The sequence below is a fragment of the Streptomyces sp. NPDC002838 genome, assembly GCF_040295365.1.
Taxonomy (GTDB): domain Bacteria; phylum Actinomycetota; class Actinomycetes; order Streptomycetales; family Streptomycetaceae; genus Streptomyces.
Genome location: NZ_JBEOVF010000048.1, coordinates 37,261 through 61,808 on the forward strand (window position 1 = coordinate 37,261; position 24,548 = coordinate 61,808).

General features: G+C 70.8%; 28 protein-coding genes. 8 read left to right on the plus strand and 20 right to left on the minus strand.

Going from position 1 to position 24,548, the window contains the following annotated elements; translation table 11 throughout:
• Nucleotides 1-52: 52 nt before the first annotated feature.
• Nucleotides 53-1,120, plus strand: a complete 1,068-nt coding sequence (locus ABT063_RS40485; RefSeq protein ID WP_351065837.1) for a LacI family DNA-binding transcriptional regulator — start codon at nucleotides 53-55, stop codon at nucleotides 1,118-1,120.
• 118 nt (nucleotides 1,121-1,238) lie between these two features.
• Here the strand turns inward: ABT063_RS40485 and ABT063_RS40490 are convergent, their stop codons facing one another.
• The 14 genes from ABT063_RS40490 to ABT063_RS40555 all read right to left on the minus strand — a co-directional run bounded on the left by ABT063_RS40490 (nucleotide 1,239) and on the right by ABT063_RS40555 (nucleotide 10,240).
• Nucleotides 1,239-2,438 (minus strand): FAD-dependent monooxygenase, encoded by a 1,200-nt coding sequence (locus ABT063_RS40490; protein ID WP_351065838.1) that lies wholly within the window; start codon nucleotides 2,436-2,438, stop codon nucleotides 1,239-1,241.
• A gap of 372 nt (nucleotides 2,439-2,810) precedes the next feature.
• Nucleotides 2,811-4,349, minus strand: a complete 1,539-nt coding sequence (locus ABT063_RS40495; RefSeq protein ID WP_351065840.1) for a glycoside hydrolase family 43 protein — start codon at nucleotides 4,347-4,349, stop codon at nucleotides 2,811-2,813.
• A 319-nt stretch (nucleotides 4,350-4,668) separates the two neighbouring features.
• Nucleotides 4,669-5,097, minus strand: a complete 429-nt coding sequence (locus ABT063_RS40500) for a hypothetical protein (RefSeq protein ID WP_351065842.1) — start codon at nucleotides 5,095-5,097, stop codon at nucleotides 4,669-4,671.
• A gap of 85 nt (nucleotides 5,098-5,182) precedes the next feature.
• Nucleotides 5,183-5,557 (minus strand): gas vesicle protein K, encoded by a 375-nt coding sequence (locus tag ABT063_RS40505; RefSeq protein ID WP_502990979.1) that lies wholly within the window; start codon nucleotides 5,555-5,557, stop codon nucleotides 5,183-5,185.
• Nucleotides 5,493-5,711: a gas vesicle protein GvpJ gene (gene gvpJ, locus ABT063_RS40510; protein WP_351065843.1), complete on the minus strand. Its 219-nt coding sequence runs from the start codon at nucleotides 5,709-5,711 to the stop codon at nucleotides 5,493-5,495. Before gvpJ ends, ABT063_RS40505 begins: the two co-directional genes overlap by 65 nt.
• Nucleotides 5,708-6,520, minus strand: coding sequence for a GvpL/GvpF family gas vesicle protein (locus tag ABT063_RS40515; RefSeq protein ID WP_351065844.1), 813 nt, complete (start codon nucleotides 6,518-6,520; stop codon nucleotides 5,708-5,710). The genes gvpJ and ABT063_RS40515 overlap by 4 nt, the downstream gene beginning before the upstream one ends.
• The gene (locus ABT063_RS40520) at nucleotides 6,517-6,879 is read right to left on the minus strand and encodes a gas vesicle protein (protein ID WP_351065846.1); all 363 of its coding nucleotides are present in this window, start codon (nucleotides 6,877-6,879) and stop codon (nucleotides 6,517-6,519) included. Before ABT063_RS40520 ends, ABT063_RS40515 begins: the two co-directional genes overlap by 4 nt.
• Nucleotides 6,876-7,127, minus strand: a complete 252-nt coding sequence (locus tag ABT063_RS40525) for a gas vesicle protein GvpG (protein WP_351065848.1) — start codon at nucleotides 7,125-7,127, stop codon at nucleotides 6,876-6,878. The genes ABT063_RS40520 and ABT063_RS40525 overlap by 4 nt, the downstream gene beginning before the upstream one ends.
• A gap of 3 nt (nucleotides 7,128-7,130) precedes the next feature.
• Nucleotides 7,131-7,841, minus strand: a complete 711-nt coding sequence (locus ABT063_RS40530) for a GvpL/GvpF family gas vesicle protein (RefSeq protein WP_351065897.1) — start codon at nucleotides 7,839-7,841, stop codon at nucleotides 7,131-7,133.
• Between the two features lie 62 nt (nucleotides 7,842-7,903).
• A complete protein-coding gene (locus ABT063_RS40535; RefSeq protein WP_502990980.1) occupies nucleotides 7,904-8,287 on the minus strand; it encodes a gas vesicle structural protein GvpA in 384 nt (127 codons plus the stop codon).
• 353 nt (nucleotides 8,288-8,640) lie between these two features.
• On the minus strand, nucleotides 8,641-8,991 hold the full coding sequence (locus tag ABT063_RS40540) for a gas vesicle protein GvpO (RefSeq protein ID WP_502990981.1): 351 nt from the start codon (nucleotides 8,989-8,991) through the stop codon (nucleotides 8,641-8,643).
• A gap of 202 nt (nucleotides 8,992-9,193) precedes the next feature.
• Complete coding sequence (locus ABT063_RS40545) at nucleotides 9,194-9,364, minus strand: hypothetical protein (protein WP_351065850.1); 171 nt, start codon at nucleotides 9,362-9,364, stop codon at nucleotides 9,194-9,196.
• Between the two features lie 61 nt (nucleotides 9,365-9,425).
• Nucleotides 9,426-9,779: a hypothetical protein gene (locus ABT063_RS40550; protein WP_351065852.1), complete on the minus strand. Its 354-nt coding sequence runs from the start codon at nucleotides 9,777-9,779 to the stop codon at nucleotides 9,426-9,428.
• A gap of 272 nt (nucleotides 9,780-10,051) precedes the next feature.
• Nucleotides 10,052-10,240: a hypothetical protein gene (locus ABT063_RS40555; protein WP_351065854.1), complete on the minus strand. Its 189-nt coding sequence runs from the start codon at nucleotides 10,238-10,240 to the stop codon at nucleotides 10,052-10,054.
• Between the two features lie 38 nt (nucleotides 10,241-10,278).
• On the opposite strand from ABT063_RS40555, the gene ABT063_RS40560 reads away from it, so the two are divergent.
• The 6 genes from ABT063_RS40560 (at nucleotide 10,279) to ABT063_RS40585 (ending at nucleotide 15,838) form a co-directional block, all read left to right on the plus strand.
• Nucleotides 10,279-10,542 (plus strand): hypothetical protein, encoded by a 264-nt coding sequence (locus ABT063_RS40560; protein ID WP_351065855.1) that lies wholly within the window; start codon nucleotides 10,279-10,281, stop codon nucleotides 10,540-10,542.
• A 502-nt stretch (nucleotides 10,543-11,044) separates the two neighbouring features.
• The gene (locus ABT063_RS40565; protein WP_351065857.1) at nucleotides 11,045-11,470 is read left to right on the plus strand and encodes a PhlB family protein; all 426 of its coding nucleotides are present in this window, start codon (nucleotides 11,045-11,047) and stop codon (nucleotides 11,468-11,470) included.
• 60 nt (nucleotides 11,471-11,530) lie between these two features.
• A complete protein-coding gene (locus ABT063_RS40570) occupies nucleotides 11,531-12,775 on the plus strand; it encodes a CaiB/BaiF CoA transferase family protein (RefSeq protein WP_351065859.1) in 1,245 nt (414 codons plus the stop codon).
• A gap of 58 nt (nucleotides 12,776-12,833) precedes the next feature.
• Complete coding sequence (locus ABT063_RS40575; RefSeq protein ID WP_351065861.1) at nucleotides 12,834-14,009, plus strand: acyl-CoA dehydrogenase family protein; 1,176 nt, start codon at nucleotides 12,834-12,836, stop codon at nucleotides 14,007-14,009.
• 62 nt (nucleotides 14,010-14,071) lie between these two features.
• Nucleotides 14,072-14,848, plus strand: a complete 777-nt coding sequence (locus tag ABT063_RS40580; RefSeq protein ID WP_351065863.1) for an electron transfer flavoprotein subunit beta/FixA family protein — start codon at nucleotides 14,072-14,074, stop codon at nucleotides 14,846-14,848.
• A gap of 24 nt (nucleotides 14,849-14,872) precedes the next feature.
• Nucleotides 14,873-15,838 carry an electron transfer flavoprotein subunit alpha/FixB family protein gene (locus tag ABT063_RS40585; RefSeq protein ID WP_351065865.1) on the plus strand — a complete coding sequence of 322 codons (966 nt, stop codon included), beginning with the start codon at nucleotides 14,873-14,875 and terminating at the stop codon, nucleotides 15,836-15,838.
• Between the two features lie 68 nt (nucleotides 15,839-15,906).
• Here ABT063_RS40585 and ABT063_RS40590 read toward each other — a convergent pair whose 3' ends face one another.
• The 6 genes from ABT063_RS40590 to ABT063_RS40615 form a co-directional block, all read right to left on the minus strand.
• Nucleotides 15,907-17,043: a serine hydrolase gene (locus ABT063_RS40590; protein WP_502990985.1), complete on the minus strand. Its 1,137-nt coding sequence runs from the start codon at nucleotides 17,041-17,043 to the stop codon at nucleotides 15,907-15,909.
• A 215-nt stretch (nucleotides 17,044-17,258) separates the two neighbouring features.
• Nucleotides 17,259-18,032 (minus strand): M23 family metallopeptidase, encoded by a 774-nt coding sequence (locus ABT063_RS40595; RefSeq protein ID WP_351065868.1) that lies wholly within the window; start codon nucleotides 18,030-18,032, stop codon nucleotides 17,259-17,261.
• Nucleotides 18,033-18,117: 85 nt separating this feature from the next.
• The gene (locus tag ABT063_RS40600) at nucleotides 18,118-18,993 is read right to left on the minus strand and encodes a C40 family peptidase (protein ID WP_351065870.1); all 876 of its coding nucleotides are present in this window, start codon (nucleotides 18,991-18,993) and stop codon (nucleotides 18,118-18,120) included.
• A 110-nt stretch (nucleotides 18,994-19,103) separates the two neighbouring features.
• Complete coding sequence (locus tag ABT063_RS40605) at nucleotides 19,104-19,670, minus strand: RNA polymerase sigma factor (protein ID WP_502990986.1); 567 nt, start codon at nucleotides 19,668-19,670, stop codon at nucleotides 19,104-19,106.
• A gap of 142 nt (nucleotides 19,671-19,812) precedes the next feature.
• Complete coding sequence (locus ABT063_RS40610) at nucleotides 19,813-20,472, minus strand: M15 family metallopeptidase (protein WP_351065872.1); 660 nt, start codon at nucleotides 20,470-20,472, stop codon at nucleotides 19,813-19,815.
• Nucleotides 20,473-20,643: 171 nt separating this feature from the next.
• Entirely contained in the window at nucleotides 20,644-21,042 is a 399-nt protein-coding gene (locus tag ABT063_RS40615) for a hypothetical protein (RefSeq protein ID WP_351065873.1), read from the minus strand.
• Between the two features lie 241 nt (nucleotides 21,043-21,283).
• Here ABT063_RS40615 and ABT063_RS40620 point away from each other — a divergent pair, with 241 nt between their 5' ends.
• Nucleotides 21,284-24,541: an AfsR/SARP family transcriptional regulator gene (locus ABT063_RS40620; protein WP_502990982.1), complete on the plus strand. Its 3,258-nt coding sequence runs from the start codon at nucleotides 21,284-21,286 to the stop codon at nucleotides 24,539-24,541.
• The last annotated feature ends 7 nt before the right edge of the window (nucleotides 24,542-24,548 follow it).

Here is a 24,548-nt window from a genome sequence, read left to right on the forward strand (position 1 = left end):
GCGCTGTCACAGTGGGGCCTCTCAGACGGGTCAGCCGTGTTAGCGTCCGCTCATGCCTCCAGCTCAGCGGCACCCCACGATGACCGATGTCGCCGAACGGGCCGGGGTCTCCCCGTCCACCGTCTCGCGCACCCTGCGCGGCCTGCCGACCGTCTCACCGGAGGTCCGCGCCCGGGTCGAACAGGCCGCCCGCGAGCTGAACTTCGCGGTCTCGCGGCAGGCCGCGAGTCTGGTCACCGGCAGGACCGGGGTCGTGGCAGTGCTCGTGCCCACGCTCACCTCGTGGTTCATGGGTTCGGCGCTGTCCAGCCTGGGACCGCGGCTGCGCGCGGCCGACATGCAGCTGTCCGTCTACGTCATCCCCGACCTGACCGAGCGGGCCTCGTTCTTCGAGCATCTCCCCGCCCGCCGGAACGCCGACGCCCTGCTGGTGTTCTCCTTCGACCTCACCGACGAGGAGAGCGCGCGGCTGGATGACCTAGGGATGCCGGTCATCTACGTCAGCCAGCACGTCGAGGGCCGCCCCAGCGTGTACGTCGACGACGTGGCCGGAGCCCGCGAGGGCACCCGGTATCTGCTCAACCTCGGACACCGGCGGATCGCCTTCATGACGACGGTGGGCGCCAGCGGCTTCACCTTCAGTTCGCACGAGCGGCTGCTCGGCTACCGCCAGGCGCTCACCGAGGCGGGCATCCCGCCGGACGACGACCTGGTGGTGTCGGCCCAGGCCCAGGACAGGCGCGCCACCCTGGAAGCGGTCGGGAAGCTGCTGAGCCTGCGGGAACCACCCACCGCCCTGTTCGCCGAGCACGACGAACTGGCCGTCTCCGCCATCTCGACCTTGCGCAGAACGCAGATCGAGGTACCCGGGCGGATGTCCGTCCTCGGCTTCGACGACCAGCCACTGGCCGAGTGGTCAGACCTGTCCACGGTGGCCCAACTGCCCTCGACCATGGGGCACGTGGCCGGCGAACTCGCCCTGAAGCTCATCAACGTCGCGGACGCGGACCACAAGCGGCACATCATCCTGCCCACCCACGTGATCCCACGGGCCACGACAGCTCCGCCGCCGGCTCCTGAGCAGGAGCAAGCCGGCCGTGGCGAGCCGCCGTACGGCTGACGGACCCGCATCGGCACGGATCACGGGGCCCGGGCGAGGGGGAGCACCGCGCCGGCGCGGTGGTGACTCGACGCGCCGGCGGCTGCACGGCCGCTCTCGGAGGGGGCGGTGGCGACGGTCATGCGAGGGGCGACCGAACGTCCTCCGTCTCATGGGAGTAGAGCCATGCCCTGTGCCGCAGGGCTGCGGAGCGGCGCATGGCCTCATCGCGTGCTCGCTGCTCTGGGCCGTCGGCGAGGTGCAGTTCGGCCGCGGCGCTCCGGGAACGGCTTTGTATCTCGGCGGTGCGCGGAGCACGAAGGGATTGGTACCGGCGCAATGCCGCGGGCACTGTCTGCGGACGGGCCTCGGCCAGGCATGCCGCGAGATCCATCGCATCCTCGATCGCCTGGTTCGCACCCTGCGCCATGAACGGCAGCATGGGGTGCGCGGCATCACCCAGCAGGGTGATTCGGTCCGTTGACCACCTGTGCAGCGGCTCACGGTCGTGCAGCGCCCAGTGACGGACCTGGTCGGCGGTGTGAAGGATCTCGGAGACCGCGCCGTGCCAGCCGTCGAAGGCGCCGCGCACCGTGGCCGGATCCGCCGTGGCCGACCACGATTCGGTGAGCGGGGCGCTGACAGAGGAGATCGCGGCGAAACTGATCAGCTCGCCCCCGGACACGGGATAGCACACGAAGTGCCCGTCCGGCCCCAACCACAGCCTGACCCGGGGTTGTCGCGCGGCCGGTGACAAGCGGTCGGCCGGCACCAGCCCGCGGAACGCGCTCAGGCCCGAGAAGACCGGGGCCTCCCGTACGAGTGCGTCACGGACGACGGAGTGAATGCCGTCGGCGCCCACGACGAGGTCGGCCTCATGGGTGGTGCCGTCGTCGAACAACAAGCGCACCCGGTCCGCGGACTCCTCCGCCCGAAGCAGCCGGTGGCCGAGCCGGAGTCCGGCGGGCTCGGACAGTTCCCGCAGCGCATCGTGCAGATGCGCGCGGTGCACGCTGTAGTACGGGGCACCGAAAAGCCGTTCACAGTCGGCCCCCAACTCGGTGCGGGCGATGGAAGCACCCTGCCAGCCGTGGAACTCGATCGCCTCGAGCCGTACAGCGCGTTCCTTGAGCGCGGGACCGAGTCCGAGCCGATGCAGCGGTCGCACGGCGTTCGGGGCGAGCTGGACGCCCGCGCCGATCTCGGAGAACTTCCGCGTCTGCTCGAAGACCACACAGCGAACGCCGGCCGCCCGCAGCGCCGCGGCCAGTGTCAGACCGCCTATTCCCGCGCCGACAACGGCGATCCGCAGCCCGCTCTTGCGCCTCGTCCTCCGCACCGATTCCCCCCTCGCGCCCCGGCCGAGCCGGCACTGGGATGCCGGTGCGGGAAGAACGCGGTGCCGGTACGGGAAATTTCGTGATCGGCGGCCGGTACAGGTGCCTGTCGAAGGACGGACGTCACGGTGGCGACAAGCCGGCCCGCGGAGCCGCCCCGTAGCCGAGATGGACCGGTGGACTTCGAACCGTACCGGGGTGAACTGGTGGCGTACTGCTACCGGATGCCGGGCTCGTTCCACGAGGCCGAGGTGCGACGTGATCACCTCGCCCTGGGTCCACCTGCCCGGTGCCGGTGCAGCGCTGCCCGGAGCGACGCATGGGCACCCCGGCCGCAAGGTCAGTTCAGCGCGGCCGGGGTGGGTGAGCACCTGTCAAGCTGCCCGCAACTCGAACCAGTCGAAGGCAGCACTGCCCCGCGTGGCGTACATGCCGAAGACACGACCGGTGAAACCGCCGGCGACCTCGGTGGTGAGGTAGCGGCCGTCGAGTTCGGCGAGGATCTCGAAGTCGCCGCTGTCCGTCTCGTAGCCCAGACGCAGGGTGTCCGGGCCGCCGACCCGGAGGCCGGGCGGGGGAGTTGCGTCCGGGCCCGTGGGCCGGGTCGTGACCGTGGGCGGCAGGACGTCGGAGGTCGTCACGTCGATGCGCAGCTTCACCGGGCCGGAGGGCACGGCCCGTTCGGCGGCGGCGTGGCGCAGGGGGCCGATCCTGGCGACCGCGCGGACCGTGCCGTCACTCACCTCCACCTCGTAGTGGTGCGCCTCGTCCAGCCGTACCGCGAGCCCGCCCCGGCCGCCCTCGGCGACGTCGACCAGTGTGCGCGCGGTGCAGTCGGGGTCGCGCTGTCGTCGCCCGACGAAGAGCGTGCCGGGCTTGTCGAGACTGTCCGCGCGGGCGTGCAGCACCAGCTGGCCCGGCCGCTCGTCGAGACGTACGGCCTCCGGGTCCTGCCGTCGCAGCGACACCCAGCACGGCGCGAGCGCGGGCGAGTCGAAGTCGTCCCGGTCCGGCTCCTGCGGCCAGGGATGTGGCGGCAGCGCCGGGGCCTGTGCACGCAGTTCCAGCGGCCCGGGCAACGGCCACTCGTCCTCCCACCGCACCGGCGCCAGGAACGTCTCCCGGCCCATGCCGTGGTACATCGGTGTGTCGCCGCGGGGCCTGGTGCCCAGCAGAACCATCCACCACGTGCCGTCGTGCGCCCGCACCAGGTCGCCGTGGCCGGTGTTCTGCACCGGATGGCTGGTACTGCGGTGGGACAGCACGGGATTGGCCGGGTGAGGCTCGAACGGTCCCGGCAGCGTGCGGGCCCGGGCCAGCGACAGCGCGTGCCCGCGTTCCGTGCCGCCCTCCGACAGCAGCAGGTACCACCAGTCGCCGACCCGGTACAGGTGCGGGCCCTCGGGATACTGCAGCCCGCTGCCCGACCACATCGGCACCGGCTCGCCCAGCAGTTCGCCGGACTTCGGATCGATACGGACCCCGCGGATCCCGCCCGAGGAGAACACGCACCAGCAGGTCCCGTCCTCCTCCCAGGCCAGGTCGGGGTCGATACCCGGCACGCCGACCGGCACCGGATCCGACCACGGTCCTGCGGGGTCCTCGGCGGTCACCAGGACGTTGCCCGCCCCGGCGACCACGGTCGTGATCAGCCAGAACAGGCCGTCGTGGTGGCGCAGCGTGGGCGCGTACACCCCGGTGGAGGAGGGAGCCGTGTCGGGCAGCTCCATTTGCGCGGGCCGGCCCAGCGCGTGCCCGATCAGCCGCCAGTGCACCAGGTCGCGGCTGTGCCAGATCGGTACGCCCGGTACGTACTCGAAGCTGGACGTCGCCACGTAGTAGTCGTCGCCGACCCGGCAGATGCTCGGGTCCGGGCTGAAGCCGGGGATCACGGGATTGTCGAAGAACGCCATGTCCGTCCTGAGGAGTGTGGTCGGGAGGAGTGGGCCGCGGGCCATCGTCCGCGCGGGGCCGAGAGGTCCGGCGGGCGGTGGTCAGGCCGTGATGAAGCGGTACTCACAGCGGGCAACCCCTCGGGCGGGCGGCAGTCGGCGCGGCTGGTGGCGAACGGGCGCGGTAACGCGGAGGCGGGCCGCACAGCCAGAAATCGTTGAAGCGCTTCGAAAGTTCGCACGCGGGCCTCTCGTATGTCAACAACTACCCAACGGAGTCCTGCAGCGGCATCGAAGCGCTTCGACTACGGCCTGTCATGACCCGCGAGGTGAACCGAGCTCAAAAGGAACCTCCCGCGAACCCGCTCGCACCGCCACCGGCGTCGCTGCCGTAGGTGGTAGACGGGCCGGATGCCGAGTTCCCTCCAGGGCCGCGCCGGCGCCGGCGTTCGTCCTCCCGCTGCCGGATTTTGGCCATGCGTCGCTGTTGTTCGTCCACATGAGCCGACAGGTCGCCGGCCTGCTCTTGACAGTCGGACAGCGCCGCATCGAACTCCGTCCGAAGCTGCGCGTCCACCGCGTCGAAGTCCCGTCGCAGCTTCCGGTTCCGCCGGGTATTGCTCAGACGCCACAGCAACCTGTTTCGCAAGGGCGGGTGCAGATGCAGGCTTGCTGCTTGCTCCCGTTGTTGCGGTGCGCGGATGCCGATCACGCTCTCCGTCGGGGCGTCGATCAACTGTTGCAACCAGCCGATGCGCATGGTCTGCATAGTGCCATCCTGGAGCATGTGGCCCGGGACCGGTCCCACCCGCTCAAGCCCTGAAGCTTGCGAAGGAAGTCCGCCATCGCTGTGTTCAGCCGGTCGTCGGCAGGAGAGTCCCCAGCGGCCCCAGGTCCAGGTTGAGGTCTTCCAAACGCAGGTCGTAACGGGCGCAGAGTTCTTCCATACGGTCGTGCAGGAGCATCAGCGTAAGGCCGATGCGCTCTTCCTGTTCCTCCGTGAGGTCGTCGTTGTCGACGCGGTGGAGGGCCTGGCGTTCCATGAGCTGGCGGAGGAGTTCGACGACGGTCAGGACGAGTTTGACCAGGTCACGCTCGACGGTGTCCGGGTCGGTGGACAGGCGGTGGGCGGGACGGGTGCCCGGGGGCGGGGGCATGGAGGCCTCACAGCAGGGGACTGGGGTGGGCCGCGTCGACGGTGGCGGCGGTGTCGACGGCAGCGGCGGCAACGGGGGCTATGACGGCGCGGAGGTCGATGCGGACGAGGTCGACGTCGGCGATGGACAGGACGAGGTCGCCGGTGACGACGACGCCGCCCTGGAGGAGGCGGTCGAGGAGGTCGATGAGGGCGATCGGGCGGTCGGCAAGGGAGTCGACGGTCACCGGGCGGGCTCCGGGGGAAGGGCGAAGGAGTAGGGGGCCCAGGGGCCGGTCACGTCCACGTGGACACCGCAGAGGCCCTCGGCGGCTGCCAGGACACGGGTGCGGAAGTCGTCGACGCGGTCGGCGGGGACGAGGTAGGTGTCGTTGCTGACGTTGGTGCCGGGGACCGGGCCGGCGAGATCCCCGCGTTGGGGGCGGTGGGCGACGTGGTCGACGGCGAGGGTGGCGACCGTGTCGGTGAGGCGGGAAGCGGTCCGGGTGGCCGCGTGCCAGGCGTCCTCGGCGGTGCGGCGCCTGCGGCGGCGTCCGGCGAGGTAGGCGCGGCCGGGGTTGAGGTCCGCGGCCGGGACCGGGTCGGTGTCGGACGGTGCGGCGTCCGGGGTCTCCGCGGCGGCGTAGATCTTGACGCCGAGTTCCACGTGGCCCGTCAGACGGTCCAGCAGGGGCAGGAAGTCGTCGCGGCGGGCGCCGAGGGTCTGCCGGACGCGGTCCTCGTCGCGGTAGACGGTGGCCAGGCGCAGCGGCAGGACGGCGTCCCCGAGCCCGGCGAGGGCCGCGACGACGGCGTGGTGGGCGCGGGCCGTTGACTCCAGCCAGCTCAGGTCCTCCAGATGGGCTTTGAGGGGTGCCTCGTCGAAGTCCGCGGCCGGGACGGGGCCCACGGCCGCGGCCAGCTGCGGAGCGCGGTCCGCTGACTCCACGAGGCGTATCGGCTCGCCGGCGACGCCGCGCAGGTCGGCGACCGCCTGGTCGGCCTCCGGCGTGCGGCGCAACACCGCGTAGGCATAGACGATGTCCGTGTCGGTCATGGGTTCTGGCTCCTGTCGGCCGCCCGCAGCGCCGCGATCTCGGCGTGCAGGCGTTCGTTCTCCTCCACGAGCGACCGGTCCGGGCGGGCGGCCCGGGAGGAGAGGGAGGGGTCGTTCTCCCACCAGTCGATGCCCATCTCCTTGGCCTTGTCGACGGAGGCGACGACGAGTCTCAGCTTGATGGTGAGCAACTCGATGTCGAGCAGGTTGATCCGGATGTCGCCCGCGATCACCACACCCTTGTCGAGGACCCGTTCGAGGATGTCGGCGAGATTGGCGGCCTGGCCGCCGGGTCCCTGGGCGTACGGGGAGGGAAGGCGGGGTGCTCCGCCGAGTCCGCCCGCTACCGGTTGTGTCATGGTCGAGGGGCTCGTCTCCACTCGGTGATTTCGTCGAGTCGGTCCAGCAGTTCGTCCTCGCGGCGGTCGTACTCGGCCTCGTCGATCCGGCCGTCCAGCAGGGCGCGTTCCAGTTCGACGAGGGCCTGCTGGACGGGGGCCGGATCGTAGTACTCCGCTTCGGCGGCGTTCAGTACCTGCTCGGCGGCCCAGAGGGTGGTGCGCAGGGGCGCGAGCGGGAGGGCGAGGATGCCGGTCAGCAGGCCCATGGATCAGGCGGCGAAGCTGTACGGGGGCAGGGGCCCGCGCAGCCGGAAGTCGTAGGCCTCGCCGTAGTCGCGCGCCAGCCGCTGTCCGGCTTCGGTGAACTCGCGGGCGCGGGCGCGTTCGACGAGGAACGAGACGTTGAGGAAGTCGTCCTTCGCCGGGGCGGCCTCGACCTGGGCACGGGCCAGTCCGGACAGCTGCAGGACGACCTGGTCGGCCAGCAGCCGCTGCCGGGCGTCGACCTGCCGGGCCACCAGCTCTCCGAGGGCGACGCGCTCCTCGTAGGTGCCGTTGCCGTCGCGGGTGCGCTCGTTGAGACGGCGGGCCTCGTCGGACTCGTCGAGCACCTCGCGCAGCAGGTCGTCCTGGGCGCGTGCGGCCTTCAGGTTGAACTCGGTGGTGCCGTGCAGCTCGGCGAGCCTGCGGGTGTACTCCGCGCCGTTCTCCTCCAGAGCCGTTCTGACGGCCGCGTCGTCCGGGGCGAGCATGCCGAACCTCATGGGGAGGACCGCTCCGTCGGCCATCAGCCGCTCCTGCAGCGCCTGGTGGGCCGCGAGGTCACGGCGTTTGGGACGCAGCTCAGGGGGTGCGGGGCTGACGACCGCGGCGAGCCCGCCATGGACCACCGTGGACAGGGAGCCGGCGAGGCCGCCGACGGTCCGCAGTCCGTCGAGCCGCAAGGGGTGCTCGGCGCTGGTGATCGCGTAGACGTACAGGGGCGGGTCGGGCGTCGGTTCCGGGGCGGGTTCCGCTCGGGATTCGGTCGGCGGGGTGCTGCTCACCGCTCCTCCTTGCCGTCGCGGTCGAAGACGTCGCCGATCGCGTCGATGGCGCCGCTGATCGCGCCGCCGGTCTTGCCCCTGGCGCCGCTCTCGACCATGTCGCCGACGATGTCGGTGAGCCGGGCGGGGGCCTTGCGGCCCGCCTCCAGGTCGAGGCGGTTGCAGGCCTCGGCGAAACGGAGGTACGTGTCGACGCTGGCGATGACGATGCGTACGTCGATCTTGAGAATCTCGATGCCGACCAGGGAGACACGGATGAACACGTCGATGACGAGCCCCCGGTCCAGGATGAGTTCGAGGATGTCGTAGAGGCCGGCGGTGCCCGAACCGCTCGATGTGGCGGCGGGTTGCATTCCGCCGCTCTGCGTCATGACGGTCACGGTTCGGTTCCTCTCGCTGGGCTCCGCTCTCGGACACGGCACCGGCCGACCTCGCATGGCCTGGTGGTGCCGTACGCGGCTGGTACGGCACCGGCAACGGGCGGGCGCAGTGCTGCTTGTAGGTACGGGCGCGGCAGCGGTCGTGTTCACGGCGAAACGAGAACAGCCCCGCGAGAAGACGTGAGAGGCCTGCTGCTCCGGCGAGTTGGGAGGAATGAGCCGGTCAGCGACGGTGAAGTCGCAGGCGTGCCAGCCGAGTTGGAGTCGGCAGCCGTGCGGGTGGCGGACCGGCGCCTGCCGGACGCCGGCCCGCCCCCGCCCAAGTCCTCACGTACATGAGTGCTTCTTGACCACTAACGCCCCCGGTCGAGTTGGCCGCGGGCATAGCGCCGCACCCGCTCGTAGCCGAGGAGTTGGCCCTGTTCGTCCAGGCTGACCCGGTAGCTCGCCATGATGGTCATGGTGTCGGGGACCCGTTCCAACTCGACGACCTCCACGTCCGCCGTCCAGCCGTCCTGCGCGGGCCGCAGGGCGGAGACGGACTCCGGGGTGGTGCCGAGCAGCTCGGCGAGCTGAGCCGCCGCGCCGCGCATGGCCTGGGCGGCGGTCACGCGGCCGGAACGGCCTGTCGTGTCGTCTGTCGTACTGCCGGTCGTGTCGGGGGAGTTCGGCATGTCCGGGGCGTCCTGGTCGGTGCTTGTCATGCTCCTACCGTGCCAAGTCCGCGGCTGTGGGGGGAGCGGATCGCGTATCAAGAGCGCCCGGATCGCTGACGAGGCCGGCCGCGTACCGACATGAAGGCCGGCCGCGTACCGACATGATCGACGCCCTGACAGGCCGCCCCCTTCACCCTCTTCTCAGCCGTAGGCATGCCGGCCGGTGAACGCTGTGGTGGGCCTGCCGCCGCTATCCCGTTGGCCGGTATGGCTGGTCGGCCCGGTGCCCGCCCAGCAGTTCCGCTGCCTGGTGCTGCGTGTGCTGGGCAGCCATCTGGGCCTCCGCCACAGCGTCACCGCGTTCACGCACCAGGTGCTCGTAGATCGGCAAGTCATCGCTTTCACTGGTGGTGCGTGTCACAAGCACCGCTCCTTCCGCTGTCGTGCTCTCTTTCCGATGGGCGGAGTAGCCCGTAATGCGGTCAGGTCCGGTTGAGCCGGGCGGCGATTCCATGACCGATCAGCAAATAGATAACGGCCGGGAGACCGTAATTGAGGACGACACGTAGCCCCTCTGTGTCCATAGTGAAAATGTCCTGTGCCCATCCGGCCAGCCAGTCCGCCGTCCCGTGCACGAACTCGACGAATGGATTCGCGCTGTTCGCGTCGAGCAGGTAGAGGAGGATCCACAGGCCCAGCAAACCGGCTGCGACATCGGCGATCGTGCAGATCACAAGGGCTGTCCGCCGTGCGGTGGTCTGGTTGCGCACGGAGCGGTCGGGCCTCGGGGGCTGGTCGTACGTCTGGTATCCGGAAACCGGGTCGGTGTTGCTCACAAGAAATCCGATCTGACGTGTTGTTCTGTCGACAGGGCCACCCGGCGTGCTGTGATTCGGCGCCGGGCGGTAACTCGTTCCTGCCTAACTCAGCGTTTTGCAGGCACTGCCGCGTTACACCTCGGGCCGAGGCAACCCAAATATGGCCTCCTATTCGGGCACTTGGTCAAATGTTCGCCCCGAAGGGACATTTGTGGACGGCGGGGAGGGAAGGGCGGCCCCGTCTCCCCTCGTCAACTGCCACGGACCTGGCATCACGTCGGAGTACCTGTTCAACCGTCTTGCAGACGATTCACCTCGTCGAGGCCGTGCCGGTCATTCGCGGCGTCGTTAGGTCTGGTGACCCGGCCGACACGGCCGGGACCGATCCAGCGGAAGGAAACAACAGAGATGTACAGCGCGCGGCGTATCGCGGTGGTGGCCTCGATGATGCTGATGGCGGTTCCCGCCGGCACGGCCACGGCCCAATGCCGGTGACGGCGACACGGGGGCGGGCGGTGTGCCGTCCAACGTCTCCGGCAGGAACTCCTCCGGCCACGCCAACCTCCGCGGCACGGGCAAGCTGGCGCTCTTCAAGGAGCGCACCTGTGTGGCCGAGGACAACGGCAAGAGCGGCGGGGACCAGGCGGGCCCCAGCGGCGGCGTCCTGTCCAACCTCCTGTTCGCACGCAACGCCTCGGGCCACAGCAACAACTGTGGCAACGAGACGGTGGCGGTGTTCAGCCGGACCACCTGCGTCACCGTGGACAACTCCGCCCACTGAGCAGCCGTATCGGCGCAGCGGTGAGGGACGGGGCCGGTGCCTGACACTCGGCGTCCGCCGAAGCGGCAGGCACCGGCCCTCGCACGGGACAAGAATCCGGCAAAGGGCGGGCGGTTCGGACTGATATGTCGTCAACTTCCTTGTGTATCGGCGTAGTAGCGCCACTGACGGGGCGACTGGCCCCCCTCGGGGTACCGCTGTCGTACGTCCTGCGCGCGCTGGGACCCCGGCTCGCGCACCTCCCGGTCGTCGACGCGTGATCCTCCCTCCTTCGACGGCCCGTTCCCCGGGGCAGGACCCGGTCGAACCGCGCACGGGACGGCCCCACTGTGAGAGTAGCGCCGGGAAACCGGCTCTGACCTCAGCGAATGGAACGCGTTCCGCGCACAAAGATGCGTCAGCTCGTCGTTGACCGGCCATCCGCGGCGGGGCCAGGGTGGTGGAGCCACATCGGATTCCGATCACCCGTTTCCGGTCACCGAACCGAGCGCAGGAGGCCGTGATGCTCCAGACAGACACCCGTGAACACACCGAGTTCCGGGAACACCACGAAGCGGCTGCCGCCGCCACGATCGCGTCGGCCGCACCGGCGGTCTGCGGCGGGCTGGTCTTCCAGCGCTGCCTTTGGTGCGGCACTCCGGCCTACCGCCGTTCGTTCTGCCGTGCCTGCGGGTCCATGGCCCTCAGACGGGAGCGCAGCGTGGGTGCCGGGGTCGTCGTTCGCCGCAACGGACCCGCCCCGCACAACACGTGGTTCGTCGCGATGGACGAGGGATTCACCCTTGTCTGCCAGGTCACCAGGACGGCGCCGATCGCGGTGTCCGTTGGGGCGCGGGTGAAGGTCATACAGGCCGTCGACCCGCACTGCCAGGGCCTTCCGGTCGCCGAACTCACTGACCCGGCACCGCCGTTGGAGCGCTGGTGGTGACGGGACACGGCTCGGGCGGGGCAACATTCGCGTAGCGGAGACGATCAGAGAGGAGGGTGCGTGGGCACCCAGCACAACGCGTCGGACGGATGGGCCGGCGTTCTCGACGGAGCGGGGCGCGGCGCGCTGGACGGTCTGCGCATCGCCGACTTCTCCCGGGTTCTCGCGGGGCCCTACGCCACCATGCTCCTCGCCGATCTCGGCGCCGAGGTGGTGAAGGTGGAACGGCCGGGCATCGGGGACGACACCCGGGCCTGGCACCCGCCGGCGGACCACGACGGCACGTCGACCTATTTCCTCAGCGTCAACCGGAACAAGAAGTCCGTCGTCCTGGATCTCACGACCGAGGCCGGCCTCGAACAGGCCCGTGCCCTGGTCGCCGAGTCCGATGTGCTGGTGGAGAACTTCCGTCCCGGCACGATGGAACGGCTGGGACTCGGCCCTCGCGAACTCCGCGCCCGGCACCCGGAGCTGATCTACTGCTCGATCAGCGGTTTCGGCAGCGGTGCGGGCGCGGGTATCCCCGGATACGACCTCCTCGTGCAGGCCGTCGGTGGTCTGATGAGCGTGACCGGGAACGCGGAGGGGGAGCCGGTGAAGGCGGGTGTGGCCCTGGTCGACGTGATCACCGGGCTGCACGCCTCGCTCGGCATCCTCGCGGCCCTCCGGCACCGGGACGCCACGGGGGAGGGGCAGCGAGTGGAGGTGAACCTGCTCGGTTCGCTGCTGTCGGCCATGGTCAACCAGGCGTCGGCGTTCGCCGTCGCCGGTGTGGTTCCCGGCCGCCTGGGCAACGCGCATCCGAGCATCGCGCCGTACGAGACCTTCCCGGCCGCCGACCGCCCGATCGCGATCGCGGTGGGCAACGACCGGCAGTTCGCGGCGCTCGCCGAGATCGTCGGGGATCCAGGTCTCGCTCTCGACGACCGCTTCCGTACCAATGCCGACCGGGTCGCCCACCGCGCCGCCCTCCGGGACATCCTGACCGAACGGCTGGGCGTCGCCGGCGCGGACCACTGGTCGGCCGTCCTGCTGGCCGCGGGCGTGCCCGCCGGACCGGTCAACACCCTCGACGAGGCATTCGGCTTCGCCCGGCAACTCGGCCTTCCCGGCATCGTCGACGTCCCTGCCGCACCCGCCGAAGGATCAGAGGGCAGGCCCTCTCGCCAGGTCGCGAGCCCCATCGCGCTGAGCGAGACACCCGCGCGGTACCGTCTGCCGCCGCCGCACCTGGGCCAGCACACCGCGGAGATTCTCCACCGCTTGTCCGACCACTCCTCCGCGCCGAAAGGAGCGGCCACATGACCGGTCCAGGCGCAGGCACCCCGACCGAACCGACCACCGCAACCACCAGGAGCACACGATGAGCCGCAAGCCGATGAACGACCCTCTCGACCTGCTCGACCTCGCCTCCACCCTCTCCGACGAGGAACGTGAGATCCAGGCCACCGTCGCCAAGTTCCTCGCCGACCGGGTGCGCCCGCACATCGGCGAGTGGTTCGAGAACGCGCACTTCGCCCGTGAACTCGCCCCGGAACTCGGCAAGTTGGGCGTGCTCGGCATGCACCTCGAAGGGTACGGCTGCGCCGGCACCAACGCGGTCAGCTACGGCCTGGCCTGCCTGGAGCTGGAGGCGGCGGACTCCGGCTTCCGCAGCTTCGTCTCCGTACAGGGCTCGCTGTCGATGTTCTCCATCTGGAAGTGGGGGTCGGAGGAGCAGAAGCAGCAGTGGCTGCCCCGGCTGGCTGCCGGTGAGGCCATCGGCTGCTTCGGCCTGACCGAGCCCGACTTCGGCAGCAACCCCTCCGGGATGCGCACCAGGGCCGTCCGCGACGGCGACGACTGGATCCTGAACGGCTCCAAGATGTGGATCACCAACGGCGGTATCGCCGATGTGGCCACCGTCTGGGCGCAGACCGAGGACGGCATCCGCGGCTTCCTCGTGCCGCGTGGGACGCCGGGCTTCACCACGCAGGACATCAAGCAGAAGATGTCGCTGCGCGCCTCCATCACCTCGGAGCTGTACTTCGACAACGTCCGGCTGCCCGACTCGGCGCGGCTGCCGCTCGCGGAGGGCCTGCGCGGACCGCTGTCCTGCCTGAACGAGGCCCGCTTCGGCATCCTGTTCGGCGCGGTCGGCGCGGCCCGCGACTCGCTCCAGACGGCCATCGAGTACGCCGACTCCCGCGTGCAGTTCGACAAGCCCATCAGCGCCTTCCAGCTCACCCAGAAGAAGATCGCCGACATGAGTGTGTCCCTCGGCAGCGCCGCACTGCTCGCCGTGCACCTGGGCCGGCTCAAGGACCAGGGGCGTATCAGGCCCGAGCAGATCAGCGTCGGGAAGCTCAACAACGTCCGCGAGGCGCTCGCCATCGCCCGCGAGTGCCGCACCATCCTCGGCGCCAACGGCATCTCCCTGGAGTACTCACCGCTGCGCCACGCCAACAACCTGGAGTCCGTCCTGACCTACGAAGGCACCAGTGAGATGCACACCCTCGTCGTCGGCCAGGCGATCACCGGCCAGGCCGCGTTCCGCTGACCACAGGGGTGAACCGCCGCACCGCTGAAGGCTGAACCGCTGAAGGTTGAAGGAAGACGCCCGTGAACATCGTCGTACTCGTCAAGCAGGTCCCGGACACCGGCGCGGAACGCACCCTGTCCGAGGGCGACCACATCCTCGACCGCGAGGGCGCCGAACTCGTCCTGGACGAAATCAACGAGCGCGCCGCCGAAGAGGCCCTGAGGCTGAAGGAGACGGCGGACGCCCATATCACCGTCGTCTCCATGGGACCCGAATCCGCGCTCGACGCCATCCGCAAGGTCCTGGCGATGGGTGGTGACCGGGGCATCCACATCTGCGACGACAGACTCCGCGGCGCGGACGTGGTGACCACCGCGAAGGTCCTGGCGGCGGCCGTGCGGTCCGTGGAGGACGTCGACCTGGTGCTCGCCGGTGACGCGACCACCGACGGTCAGGCGAGCGCCGTCCCCGCCGTCATGGCGGACCTGCTCGCCCTGCCGCAGGTGACCCATGTGCGGAAGCTGGACGTGGACGCGGGACGGGTGCGCGCCGAGCGCGAGACCGAGAATGGCGAGGCGACGCTCGACGCTCCGCTGCCCGCGCTGGTCAGCGTCACCGAGAAGATCAACGAGCCGCGCTACCCCTCCTTCAAGGGGATCATGGCCGCCAAGAAGAAGCCGGTGGACACGGTCGACCTCGACGACCTGTTCCCCGACGCGACCGGATTCCTCGTGACCCGCACCCGTGTGGTGGAGGCGGTCCCACGCCCTGCACGAACCGCCGGAACCCGCCTCACGGACGACGGTTCGGCCGGCCGGCAGCTCGCCTCGTACCTGATCGCCCAGAAGCTCGTCTGAACCGCCCGACCAAGAGACAGGCCCATGCCCGATGTCCTCGTACTCGTTGATCACGACGGGGAACATGTCAATAAATCCACCTATGAACTCCTGGCAGCCGCGCGACGACTCGGTAAGCCGGCGGCCGTGGTCGTGGGAGCTCCCGGCACAGCGGCGCGCCTCAAGGAACCCCTCGCACACCACGGCGCCACGACCGTCCACGCGGCCGTAACCACCGAAGCGAGCGAGTTCCTCGTCACGCCCGCCGTCGACGCCCTGGAGCTCGCGGTCCGGCAAACCTCTCCCGCCGCCGTTCTGGTCTCCGCCACGACGGACGGCAGGGAGGCGGCCGGGCGTCTCGCCGCACGGCTGGACGCCGGGCTGCTGATCGACGCGGTCGACCTGGACTCGTCGGGAGTGGTCACCCAGATCGTCTTCGGCGGGTCCTGCACCGTGCGCTCACAGGTCACCCACGGCATACCGGTGATCGCCCTGCGTCCCGGCGCCTTCGAGCCCGAAGAGCATCCCGTGGAGGCAGGGGAGCGGGAGCTCGCCCCATCACCGATCGACCCTGCGGCGTCCGCCCGCATCACGGCCCGGCGCGCCGCACTCGCGAGCGACCGACCCGGACTCACCGAGGCGACGGTCGTCGTCTCAGGAGGCCGCGGTGTCGGAGGAGCGGACGGCTTCGAGGTGGTGGAGCGGCTGGCCGACGCCCTGGGAGGTGCGGTGGGCGCCTCGCGGGCCGCGGTGGACGCCGGCTACTACCCGCACCAGTTCCAGGTCGGGCAGACCGGCAAGACCGTCTCCCCCCAGCTGTACGTCGCCCTGGGTATCTCCGGGGCCATCCAGCACCTCGCCGGAATGCAGACGTCCAGGACGATCGTCGCGGTCAACAAGGACCCGGAGGCGCCGATCCTCGACCTCGCCGACTACGGCGTGGTGGGCGACCTGTTCACGGTGGCTCCTCAGCTCACGCAGGAAGTGGCCGCCCGCCGCGCGGTCGGTTGAGGGTCCGGCGACTCGTATCGCAGGCGCGGCGGGTGTTCGCCCCGCTCTGGTCGTCTCCCACCGTCCGGTCAGCAGACCGGCACCCCGGGAACCTGGTTCTCCGGCACGCTGAGATAGATGTTGGTCATGTAGCCGCCGTACTGCGGCAGATGGGCCCACCAGTCGTTGACGTAGGGCGGGGCGCTGACCTGCTGGCCGCGCTTCTGGCAACCGACCAGGACCTCGACGCCGGCGGGCAGCGTCGTGACCGCGCCGGAGGTGGTCGTCGCCTGGGTGCGGACGCGGACCCCGCTGCCCCAGGTGCCGATCCACGTACCGGCGGGGCGTGCGGCGCCGGGGACGTTCAGCGAACGGGTCAGCCGCCCCACGTCCGTGTAGGCCTTGCCGTAGGACGTTCCGCTGGGGTGCAGGGTGAAGACCGCCACGATGGAACGGTCGCCCGCGCCCACCACACCCGTCGTGTGCAGTGCCGGACGCGCAAGGTCCACGGCGTCGGCGCCCGCCGGCGTCCGTGCGACCGTCCCGCCCGGTTCCTTCGCGGCCTTCGCGGTCGTCGCCGTGCACCCTCCGGAACTGAAGCCCGACCAGCCCTGTTTGACGGCCCAGGGACGGTTGAAGGAGCCCGCGATGCCGAAGTGCTGGTCGTAGCCGTCGGTGGCGCAGCGGGTGGACTGCCGCAGGTTGCCGAGGACGTAGTCGCGGACCGCCGGGGGAGCGGAGTCCAACAGGTAGCGGTAGATCCTCACGGTGTCACGGGCCGAGAGAGCCGTGTAGCCCCAGTAGCCGGGGTGGGTCGACGGCGGCCGGACGGTGTCCGTCAGGCCGAGCCGCGCGACCATCCGGTCGACGATCGCGCCCGCGCCGTTGTTCGCCCAGAACGTGCTCGCCGCCGCGTCGTCGCTGCCCCGCAGCATGGCGTCGATCCGGGACCGGTCGGCGGCCGACAGGGAGTCGGGGCCGCGGTTCCAGAGAACGTCCAGGGCGATCAGCAGTTTCACCACGGACGCCGACCGGAACTGCCCGGCGGTGTTCAGCTGCTCGGTGAACGTGCCGGTGTGGCGATCGAAGACGGCGACGCCCGCCGTCACCCCGGCCGGCACGTCGGCTCGAACCGCCGGGGGCGGCGACGGGGACTCGACGGACGCGGCGCTCGCGGTGGTGCACACGAGCGCCCCGAGGGCGGCGGCCAACAGGCCCGCCCGCACCGCGCCACGACGGGCGGACCGGACGACGGCTCCGCCACGTGCGCTGCTCAAGGTCATCATGGTGATCCTCTGGTTTCGGTAGAGGCGCGTCGCATACGGGCCGCAAGCCGCCACGACCCGCGAGGTACGGCGTACTTGTCCCGTCCGAGGGGAGAGGAGCGCCGCGGCGGCCGGGACGACCGCCGCGACACCCCTCGCACCGGCACGGACGCCGGTCAGCACTCACGCACTCCCGGCAGCCAGGCGGCGGGGTGGTCGATGTAGATGTTGCTGACGTAGCCGCCGAGCGCCGGGACGTAGGACCAGGCGTCGTTGCTGTAGCCCTCGGCGTTGACCATGTCGCCGCGCTTCTGGCACTCCACGTAGACCGGGGTCGGCCCGGTCAGCGTGCGCACGACCGCCGCGCTCAGCCGTGCGTCGGCGCGCACCCGGACCGACGTACCCCAGGTGGTGAAGTTGGTCCCGGGCGTGGTGCTGCCCGGCGTGCACGGCAGGCCCACACCGCGCTCTCTCAGGTACGGAACGGGGTCCATGCCCCGGGTGCTGGACGTGGAGCTGTGCGCCTCGAAGTGCAGGTGGTTGCCGGTGGATTGGCCCTCGGAGCCCATGCGCGCGATCAGCTGACCGCTGCTCACCCGCTGGTTCACGGAGACGAGACGCTCGTACATGTGGCCGTACTCGGTGACCGTGCCGTCGTCGTGCCTGATGCGGATCCACTGGCCGTAGCCGCTGGCGGGGCCGGAGACGATGACCGTGCCCGGCCCGGTGGAGTAGATCGGCGTACCGCGGTTGTTGGCGATGTCGACGCCGTCGTGACCGGAGTGCCACCACTGGGTGACCGTCCCGGCGGTCGGGCAGGACCCGGCGTAGCCGGCGGGCTTGGCGGGCGGAGCGGCGTCGGCCGCGCCGGCCGTGAGCGGAATCAGCCCGGTCGCGGCGACCGTGGCGACGAGCATCCCGATGGACTTGGTGCGCTTGAACACGCGCATGGCGAGATCTCCTCCGTGCAGGAACGTGCAGGAACGTGCGGGAACGTGTAGGGATCGGTTCAGTGGGGCCGGCGGTGCCCGTGGATCAGCAGGCGGGAACTCCGGGCAGCCAGGCCGCCGGGTCGTCGATGTAGATGTTCGAGATCCAGGCCTTGTACTTCGGCAGGTACGACCAGGCGTCGTTGCTGTAACCCTCGGCGTGGACCATCTCTCCGCGCGCCTGGCACAGCACGTCCACCGGCGTGGGGCCGGGCAGACGGGCCACGGGAGGCTTCTGGGTGCCGGGCTCCGGACGAAGGCTCACACCGGTGCCCCAGGTCATGAACCGCTTCGTGCCGGCCGGCGGCTGCTCGTTGCCCGCGATGCGCAGGGCGCCCGCGTACTGGGCGTTCAGCCGCACGTCGCTGACCATGACGAGTGTTCCGGACTCCCGGGCCTCGACCATCTTGCCGTCGCCGAGGTAGATGGCGATGTGGTGGACGCTGTTGAGATTGCCCGGGTTCGACCCCCACAGCAGCAGATCGCCCGGCTGCAACGGGCCGAGCCCCTGGTCGCGGGTGAACCGGGCGGTGGCACCACTCCATTGGGCCTGGTTCCAGGACCCCTCGGGCAGGGCGATGCCCGCTCCCTGCCACGCCGCGTACTGCACCAGGTGCGAGCAGTCGAAGCCCTTCACCTGGCTGTCGTGGGCGCCGGGACCGCCGCCGGGGTAGTCCTGACCGTACGTCGGCCCGTGGATGGAGCCGCCGCCCCACGAGTACGGCACCCCGATCTGCGAGCACGCGGCGTTGACGATCGCCTGTGCCTGGGCGGGCGCGTTCGCCAGGGGACGGCAGTCGGCGGCGGCCACGGTCTGCGAGGAGAGCGGCGACGCGGCGGCCATCGCCGTACCGGTACAGGTCAACGCGGTGGCGAGCAGCAGTCCTCCTGCCACCGCCAGTGTGCGGTTCGTGCGACGCATGTGGTTCCCCCTGGTGTGTTCGCGCGATCTGCGGATGAGCTGTGCGGGTGAGCGGTGCACGGATGAACTCGCGTGCGAGTGAGCCGCGTTCGGCAGTCGGTCGGGCTGCCTCATGTCGTCGTCGTGCACGCCGTCGAGGCGGGCCGCGCGGGCCCGTCGGCCTTCGTGGAGGAGACGGGAGCGGAGAGGGGTTCGTATGCGTCGAGCGCGGCCCGGATCTTGGCGAGTCCGCGCATACGGTTGCGCTGCACCGTGCCACGGTGTGCGCCGAGCCGTTCCCCCGCCATGTCGTGGGTCAGGCCCTCGATGTCGACCAGGATCACGGCGGCCGCCTCCTTGGGGGACAGCCCGCGCAACAGCGCGGTCGCCACCGCCTCGGCCTCCCTGCTCGCGAAGCCGCCGTCCCAGCCCCGTTCCGGCAGCCGGTCGGTGCAGCGCTCCTGACGCGAGGGATGCCGCCACAGGTCGCGCAGCAGGTTCAGCGCCGCCGCGCAGGTGTAGGCGTACGGCTGCTGCTGACGCGCCAGGGTACGGGCACGAGCCCGGCGGGAGAGTCTCAGATACGTCTCCTGCAGCAGGTCGTCGGCGTCGTGCGGATTGCCGGTCAGGGCCAGCAGCCGGCGCCGCAGCTTCGGCATCACGGCGGTGAACGCCTCGTCGAACTCGGCCGCGGTCATGTGGTCGGTGATGGTGATCGTCGTCGTGGTCGTGGTCTCGGCGGTCATGGACGAGGTGGTCGTCGTCGCGATGCGGGTCTTCTCCACGGTGTTCCCCCGGGTTCGTCTGTCTCAGACTGCGGTTGGGCATGTGCCTGCGGCGCTACGGATGGCTCAGAGCGGCGGGACCGTACTCGGCCGCCGGCGCCTCGGTCAGCAGCGCCCAGTACCGGTCTCCGTACGACCAGTGCCACCACTCGGTCGGGTAGTTGACGAACCCCGCGGCCGTCATGGCCCGGCCCATCACCGCACGGTTGGCCCGGGCCTCGGCGTCGATGTTGACCGCGGCGGTACGGCAACCGCCCGCGCTCTCCTCGGGAGTGGCATTGACCTCGGTACCGAGGGGGAGTTCCGCCCCGTCCCCGGCGCACAGCGTCAGATCCACCGCGCCGCCGCTGACGTGCGGGGCGACCTCCGGGGGCGAGATGTACGCGCTGGCCAGCTCGCGTATCCGCTCCGGCGAGGCGTAGGGATGGGCCGTGCGCAGCGCGGCCGCGTACGCGTCGAAGTAGCGGCGTTGCAGCGCGGGCGGCCGGAAGCCCTCCACCATCAGCAGGCGGATGCCCGGGGGCAGCGCGTCCTGCGCGAGCAGGAGCCGGCGCAGGACGCCGGCCCTCAGATGCGCGTACGAGCCGTCGTCGTCGGCCTTCCGCGTGTCGACCCGCAGCGCGGCGACCTCCCGGGCGTCGACCAGGCGTTCACCGTTCTCGGCGACACGCGTCGCGGCCACTCGGTGGTCCGAAAGCAGAATGATGTCCGTCACGCTCACAGCGTGGAGGTGGGCTCTGCAAGAACGATGCAGATCTTCTGCAGGACGACATGCAGCGCCAGTGCAGAGCGGGCGGTGCGCGGAGCGAAGCGGCCTGAAAGGCCGTCACCGCCCCGCGCACCGCCCGCCCCGATGGACCAGACCGTGCGCGCTGATCGCCTCTCGTCAGAAGCAGTCGTCGAAGTTCTCCGAAACACCGGGGATGGGCTCCCAGTTGTCGCCCCCGCTGACGTACACCGCGCTGATCCAGCCACGGGGCCCGCCGGCGTCCACCTGGACCCAGTAATTGTTCACGTACTGCCCGTCCCTGACGGTGTCACCGGTGTTCTGGCAGTACGCCGTGACGTTCATCCGGCTGACCTTGATCCCGCTGTACGGCGGGCACTGGAACGAAGCGCACGCGCGCATGTTCACGTCGGTCGCCCAGACGTAGACCCTGGTCGTGTCCGCCGCCTGCGGGGCGGGCGCGGCCGCGACCATGGACAGTCCTGCGCCGCACGCCGCCACCGCGGCGACCGCCGTCCGGCGCAGTCGGTTGATTCGCTTGGTCGGTGATCCGGTCATGGGCCCTCCGGTTGGTTCGTGTCGGGTCGTCGATGCGCCCGGATGACGGTCCCGGGGAGCCGGCCGTATGCCTCACACCGAGGGGCGCTCATACGGAGGGACGTTCACTTCCGTCCACAGGTCGAAAGCCGGACAGTCTCTTCTTCGGATTGGGAGGAATTCTCACCGGACACCCAGCGAATTTCGGCCACCTGCCTCCCATACCGGTCTGTCGTGAAAAACGGGCAGTCCGGCGTGAGGCATGCCTGTCGGCGGGTGCCGGTATGTTGTCCCCGACTGCGGGAATGTGAAATCGGGGGACACGGTGGACGTTCGCCTTCTGGGTCCGGTCGAAGTGTCGAGCGGAGGACACCGTATTTCGCTGAACGGTGCCAAACCGACGGCGATACTCGCGGCTCTCGTCGTGCGTCTCGGTGAGGTGTTGTCCGCCGAGCGGTTGGTCGACCTGATCTGGGAGGAGGAGCCGCCCGCCACCGCGCGGGCACTCGTCGCCTCGCACGTCTCCGGACTGCGCCGTGCCCTGGCCGGTACGGAGTACGGCGACGCGATCCGCACCCGCTCCCCGGGTTACGTCGCCGAGTTCCCTCCCTCCGCCGTCGACGCCCGGCGCTTCGAGGACGCGTTCACCGCCGGTCGCAACGCGGCCCTCGACGGGCGGGCCGAGGAAGCCGTCGAAACCCTGCAGGCGGCGTCGCGCCTGTGGCGCGGCCAGGACGCCCTGGAAGGACTCGGCCAGTCCTTCGCCCGCGTCGAGTCCATGCGCCTGACGGAACTCCGGCTCGAGGCAAAGGAGTTCCGCTTCGCCGCCGAGCTGGAACTGGGCCGTCGCACGGATCTCGTCGCCGAACTCGTCGCACACGTCGCCGCCCACCCCCTGCGAGAGCGCCCGCGCGGCCAGCTGATGACCGCGCTGTTCCGCACCGGCCGGGTGGCCGACGCGCTGGGCTGCTACGACGAGGGCCGCCGTCTGCTCCGTACGGAGCTGGGCGTCGACCCCGGTCCGGAACTGCGGACACTGCACCAGGCCCTGCTCCGGGCGGACACGACGGTGCTGGGAGCGCCGGCCCGCCGCCGGGCCACGCCCTCGGGGGAGAGACACGTACACGAGGAGGCGGCGGTTGCCCCCTCACGCTCGGACGGGGACACACCGTCACACCACCGTTTCGAGCGGTCCCACGACGACACAGACCGTCCGGCTCCCTCCCAACTGCCTCCCGACGTGGCCGACTTCGTAGGCCGCACCGAACAGATCGCCTGGGCGACCGCCCTCCTGGAGCAGGTGCGCGACCCGCTGCGCACCGCGCCACCCATCGGTGTGATCTCCGGCCGGTCGGGCACCGGCAAGACCGCCCTGGCCGTCCACGTGGGTCACCGCACCGCCGCACTCTTCCCCGACGGACAGCTCTTCGTGGACCTGCGCGCCTCGGACTCCGAGCCCGTACGGACCGCGGACGCCCTGGCCCGACTGCTGCGCGCCCTCGGGGTGGACTCCGACACTCCGGCGCGCGACGAGGAGGACCTCCTCGGCCTGTACCGCACGCACATCGCGCGCCGCCGGGTCCTGCTCATCCTCGACAACGCGGTCAGCGAAGCCCTCCTGCGCCCGCTGCTCCCACCGGGCGGCGGCTCGGCCGTGCTGATCACCGGCCGCCGCCGACTTGTCGCCCTGGAAGGCGCCGCCCACCTCGATCTGGGTGTGCCATCCGAAACGGAGGCACTGGACCTGCTGGCCCGCGTGGCCGGCCCGACACGGCCCACCCTGGAGCCCGACCGGGCCGCCGAGATCGTCGCGCTGTGCGGTCGGCTCCCGCTCGCCGTCCGCGTCGCCGGCGCCCGTCTCGCCGCGCGCCCCCACTGGACACCGGCACGGCTCGCGTCACGCCTCCAGGACGAGCGCCGCCGCCTGGACGAACTGCAGGCGGGCGACCTGGAAGTGCGCGCGAGCCTCGGACTCGGCTACGCCGACCTCGACAAACAGGAGCAGCGCGCCCTGCGCCGCCTGGCCCTGATGGATCTGCCCGACTTCGCCGCATGGGTCGCCGGGCCGCTCCTCGACGTGAGCGCGGGCGATGCGGAGGACGCGGTCGAACAACTCGTGGACTGCCACTTCGTGGAGGTCGTACGCACCGACGAGACCGGCAGAACGCGCTACCGCATCCACGACCTGGCGCGCGAGTACGCCCGGGAACGCTGTCTGGCCGACGACGCCCGACAGGTACGGGAGACGGCGGTTCGAAGGCTGGTCGACCGCTGGCTGGACATGGCACGCGGCGCGGCAGCCCGCGGGCCGGGCGGCGCGTCGCGGCTCCTTCCGGTCACCACGACCGACGAGCCGGCACATTTCGCGGACCAGCCGGCACCACGGACGGAACCGTTGACGCACCCGGCGGGCGAGCCGACACACCTGGCGGGCGAGCCGACCGCGTGGTTCGCGGCCGAGCAGCGGTGCCTGCTCGCCGCGGTCACCCACTGCGCGGAGCACGGCATGTTCGACGCCGCCCGCGCACTCGCCGCCGCCCTCATGGCCGCCTCCGCGGCCCTCTACAACCAGTTCGACGCCTGGTCCCGCTCCCACGACGTGGCCTTGGAAGCGGTGCGTCGCGGCGGGGACGTCGAGGGCGAGGCCTGGCTGCTGAACGGTCTCGGGCAACTCCGCCTGGAGCAGGACCGCTTCGACGAGGCTCACGGGTTCTTCGCCGCGGCACTGCGCCTGTTCGAGGAGCGAGCCGTACGACGCGGCCGCGCGGACGCGTTGGCCGGCATGGGCGCGGCCCGCCGCGAACAGGCCCGTTTCGACGAGGCGCTGGCCCTGCTGACCTCGGCGCTCGAGCAGTACCGGGAGCCGGAGGACATCGCGTCCATGGCCCATGTGCTGTACGGCATCGGATGCGTGTACCGGGATCAGGGCCGCCACGACGACGCATGGGACGCCCTCTCCCGCGCGCACCGCCTGTACGTGACCGCCCGCGACCGGCACGGCGAAGCACTCGCGCTGCGCTCACTGGGCCTGTGCCACCGGGCGCGGGGTGACTTGCCGAGCGCGGAGGCACTGCTGCGGCAGTCCCTCGACATCTTCGAGGAGACGGACGACGTCTTCGGCGTCATGTACGCGAATCAGTCCCTGGCCAAGGTGGAGTTCCGGCAGGGCCGGATGACCGACGCCCGGCAACGTCTCGACCGGTGTCTGGAGATCACCCGCGAGCGCGAGGACATGTTCGGAGAGGCCCTCGTCCTGCGCACCATCGGCGAGTGGTACCTCGCCGCGTCCGACTGGAAGACCGCGACCGAGACCCTACGACAGGCTCTCGGCCTGTGGGACAAGCTGGAACTGCCGCTGTGGCGCGCCCGCACCCTGCGGGACCTGGCCCGCGCCGAACTGGCCAAGGGCGCGGCCGGAACGGGGCGCGAGCTCGAAGAGGAGGCGCACCGCGTCTTCCGCCGACTCGGCAGCCGCGAAGCCCTGGAACCCACGGAACCTCACGACGCCCCAGGACGCTGAGGCAGCC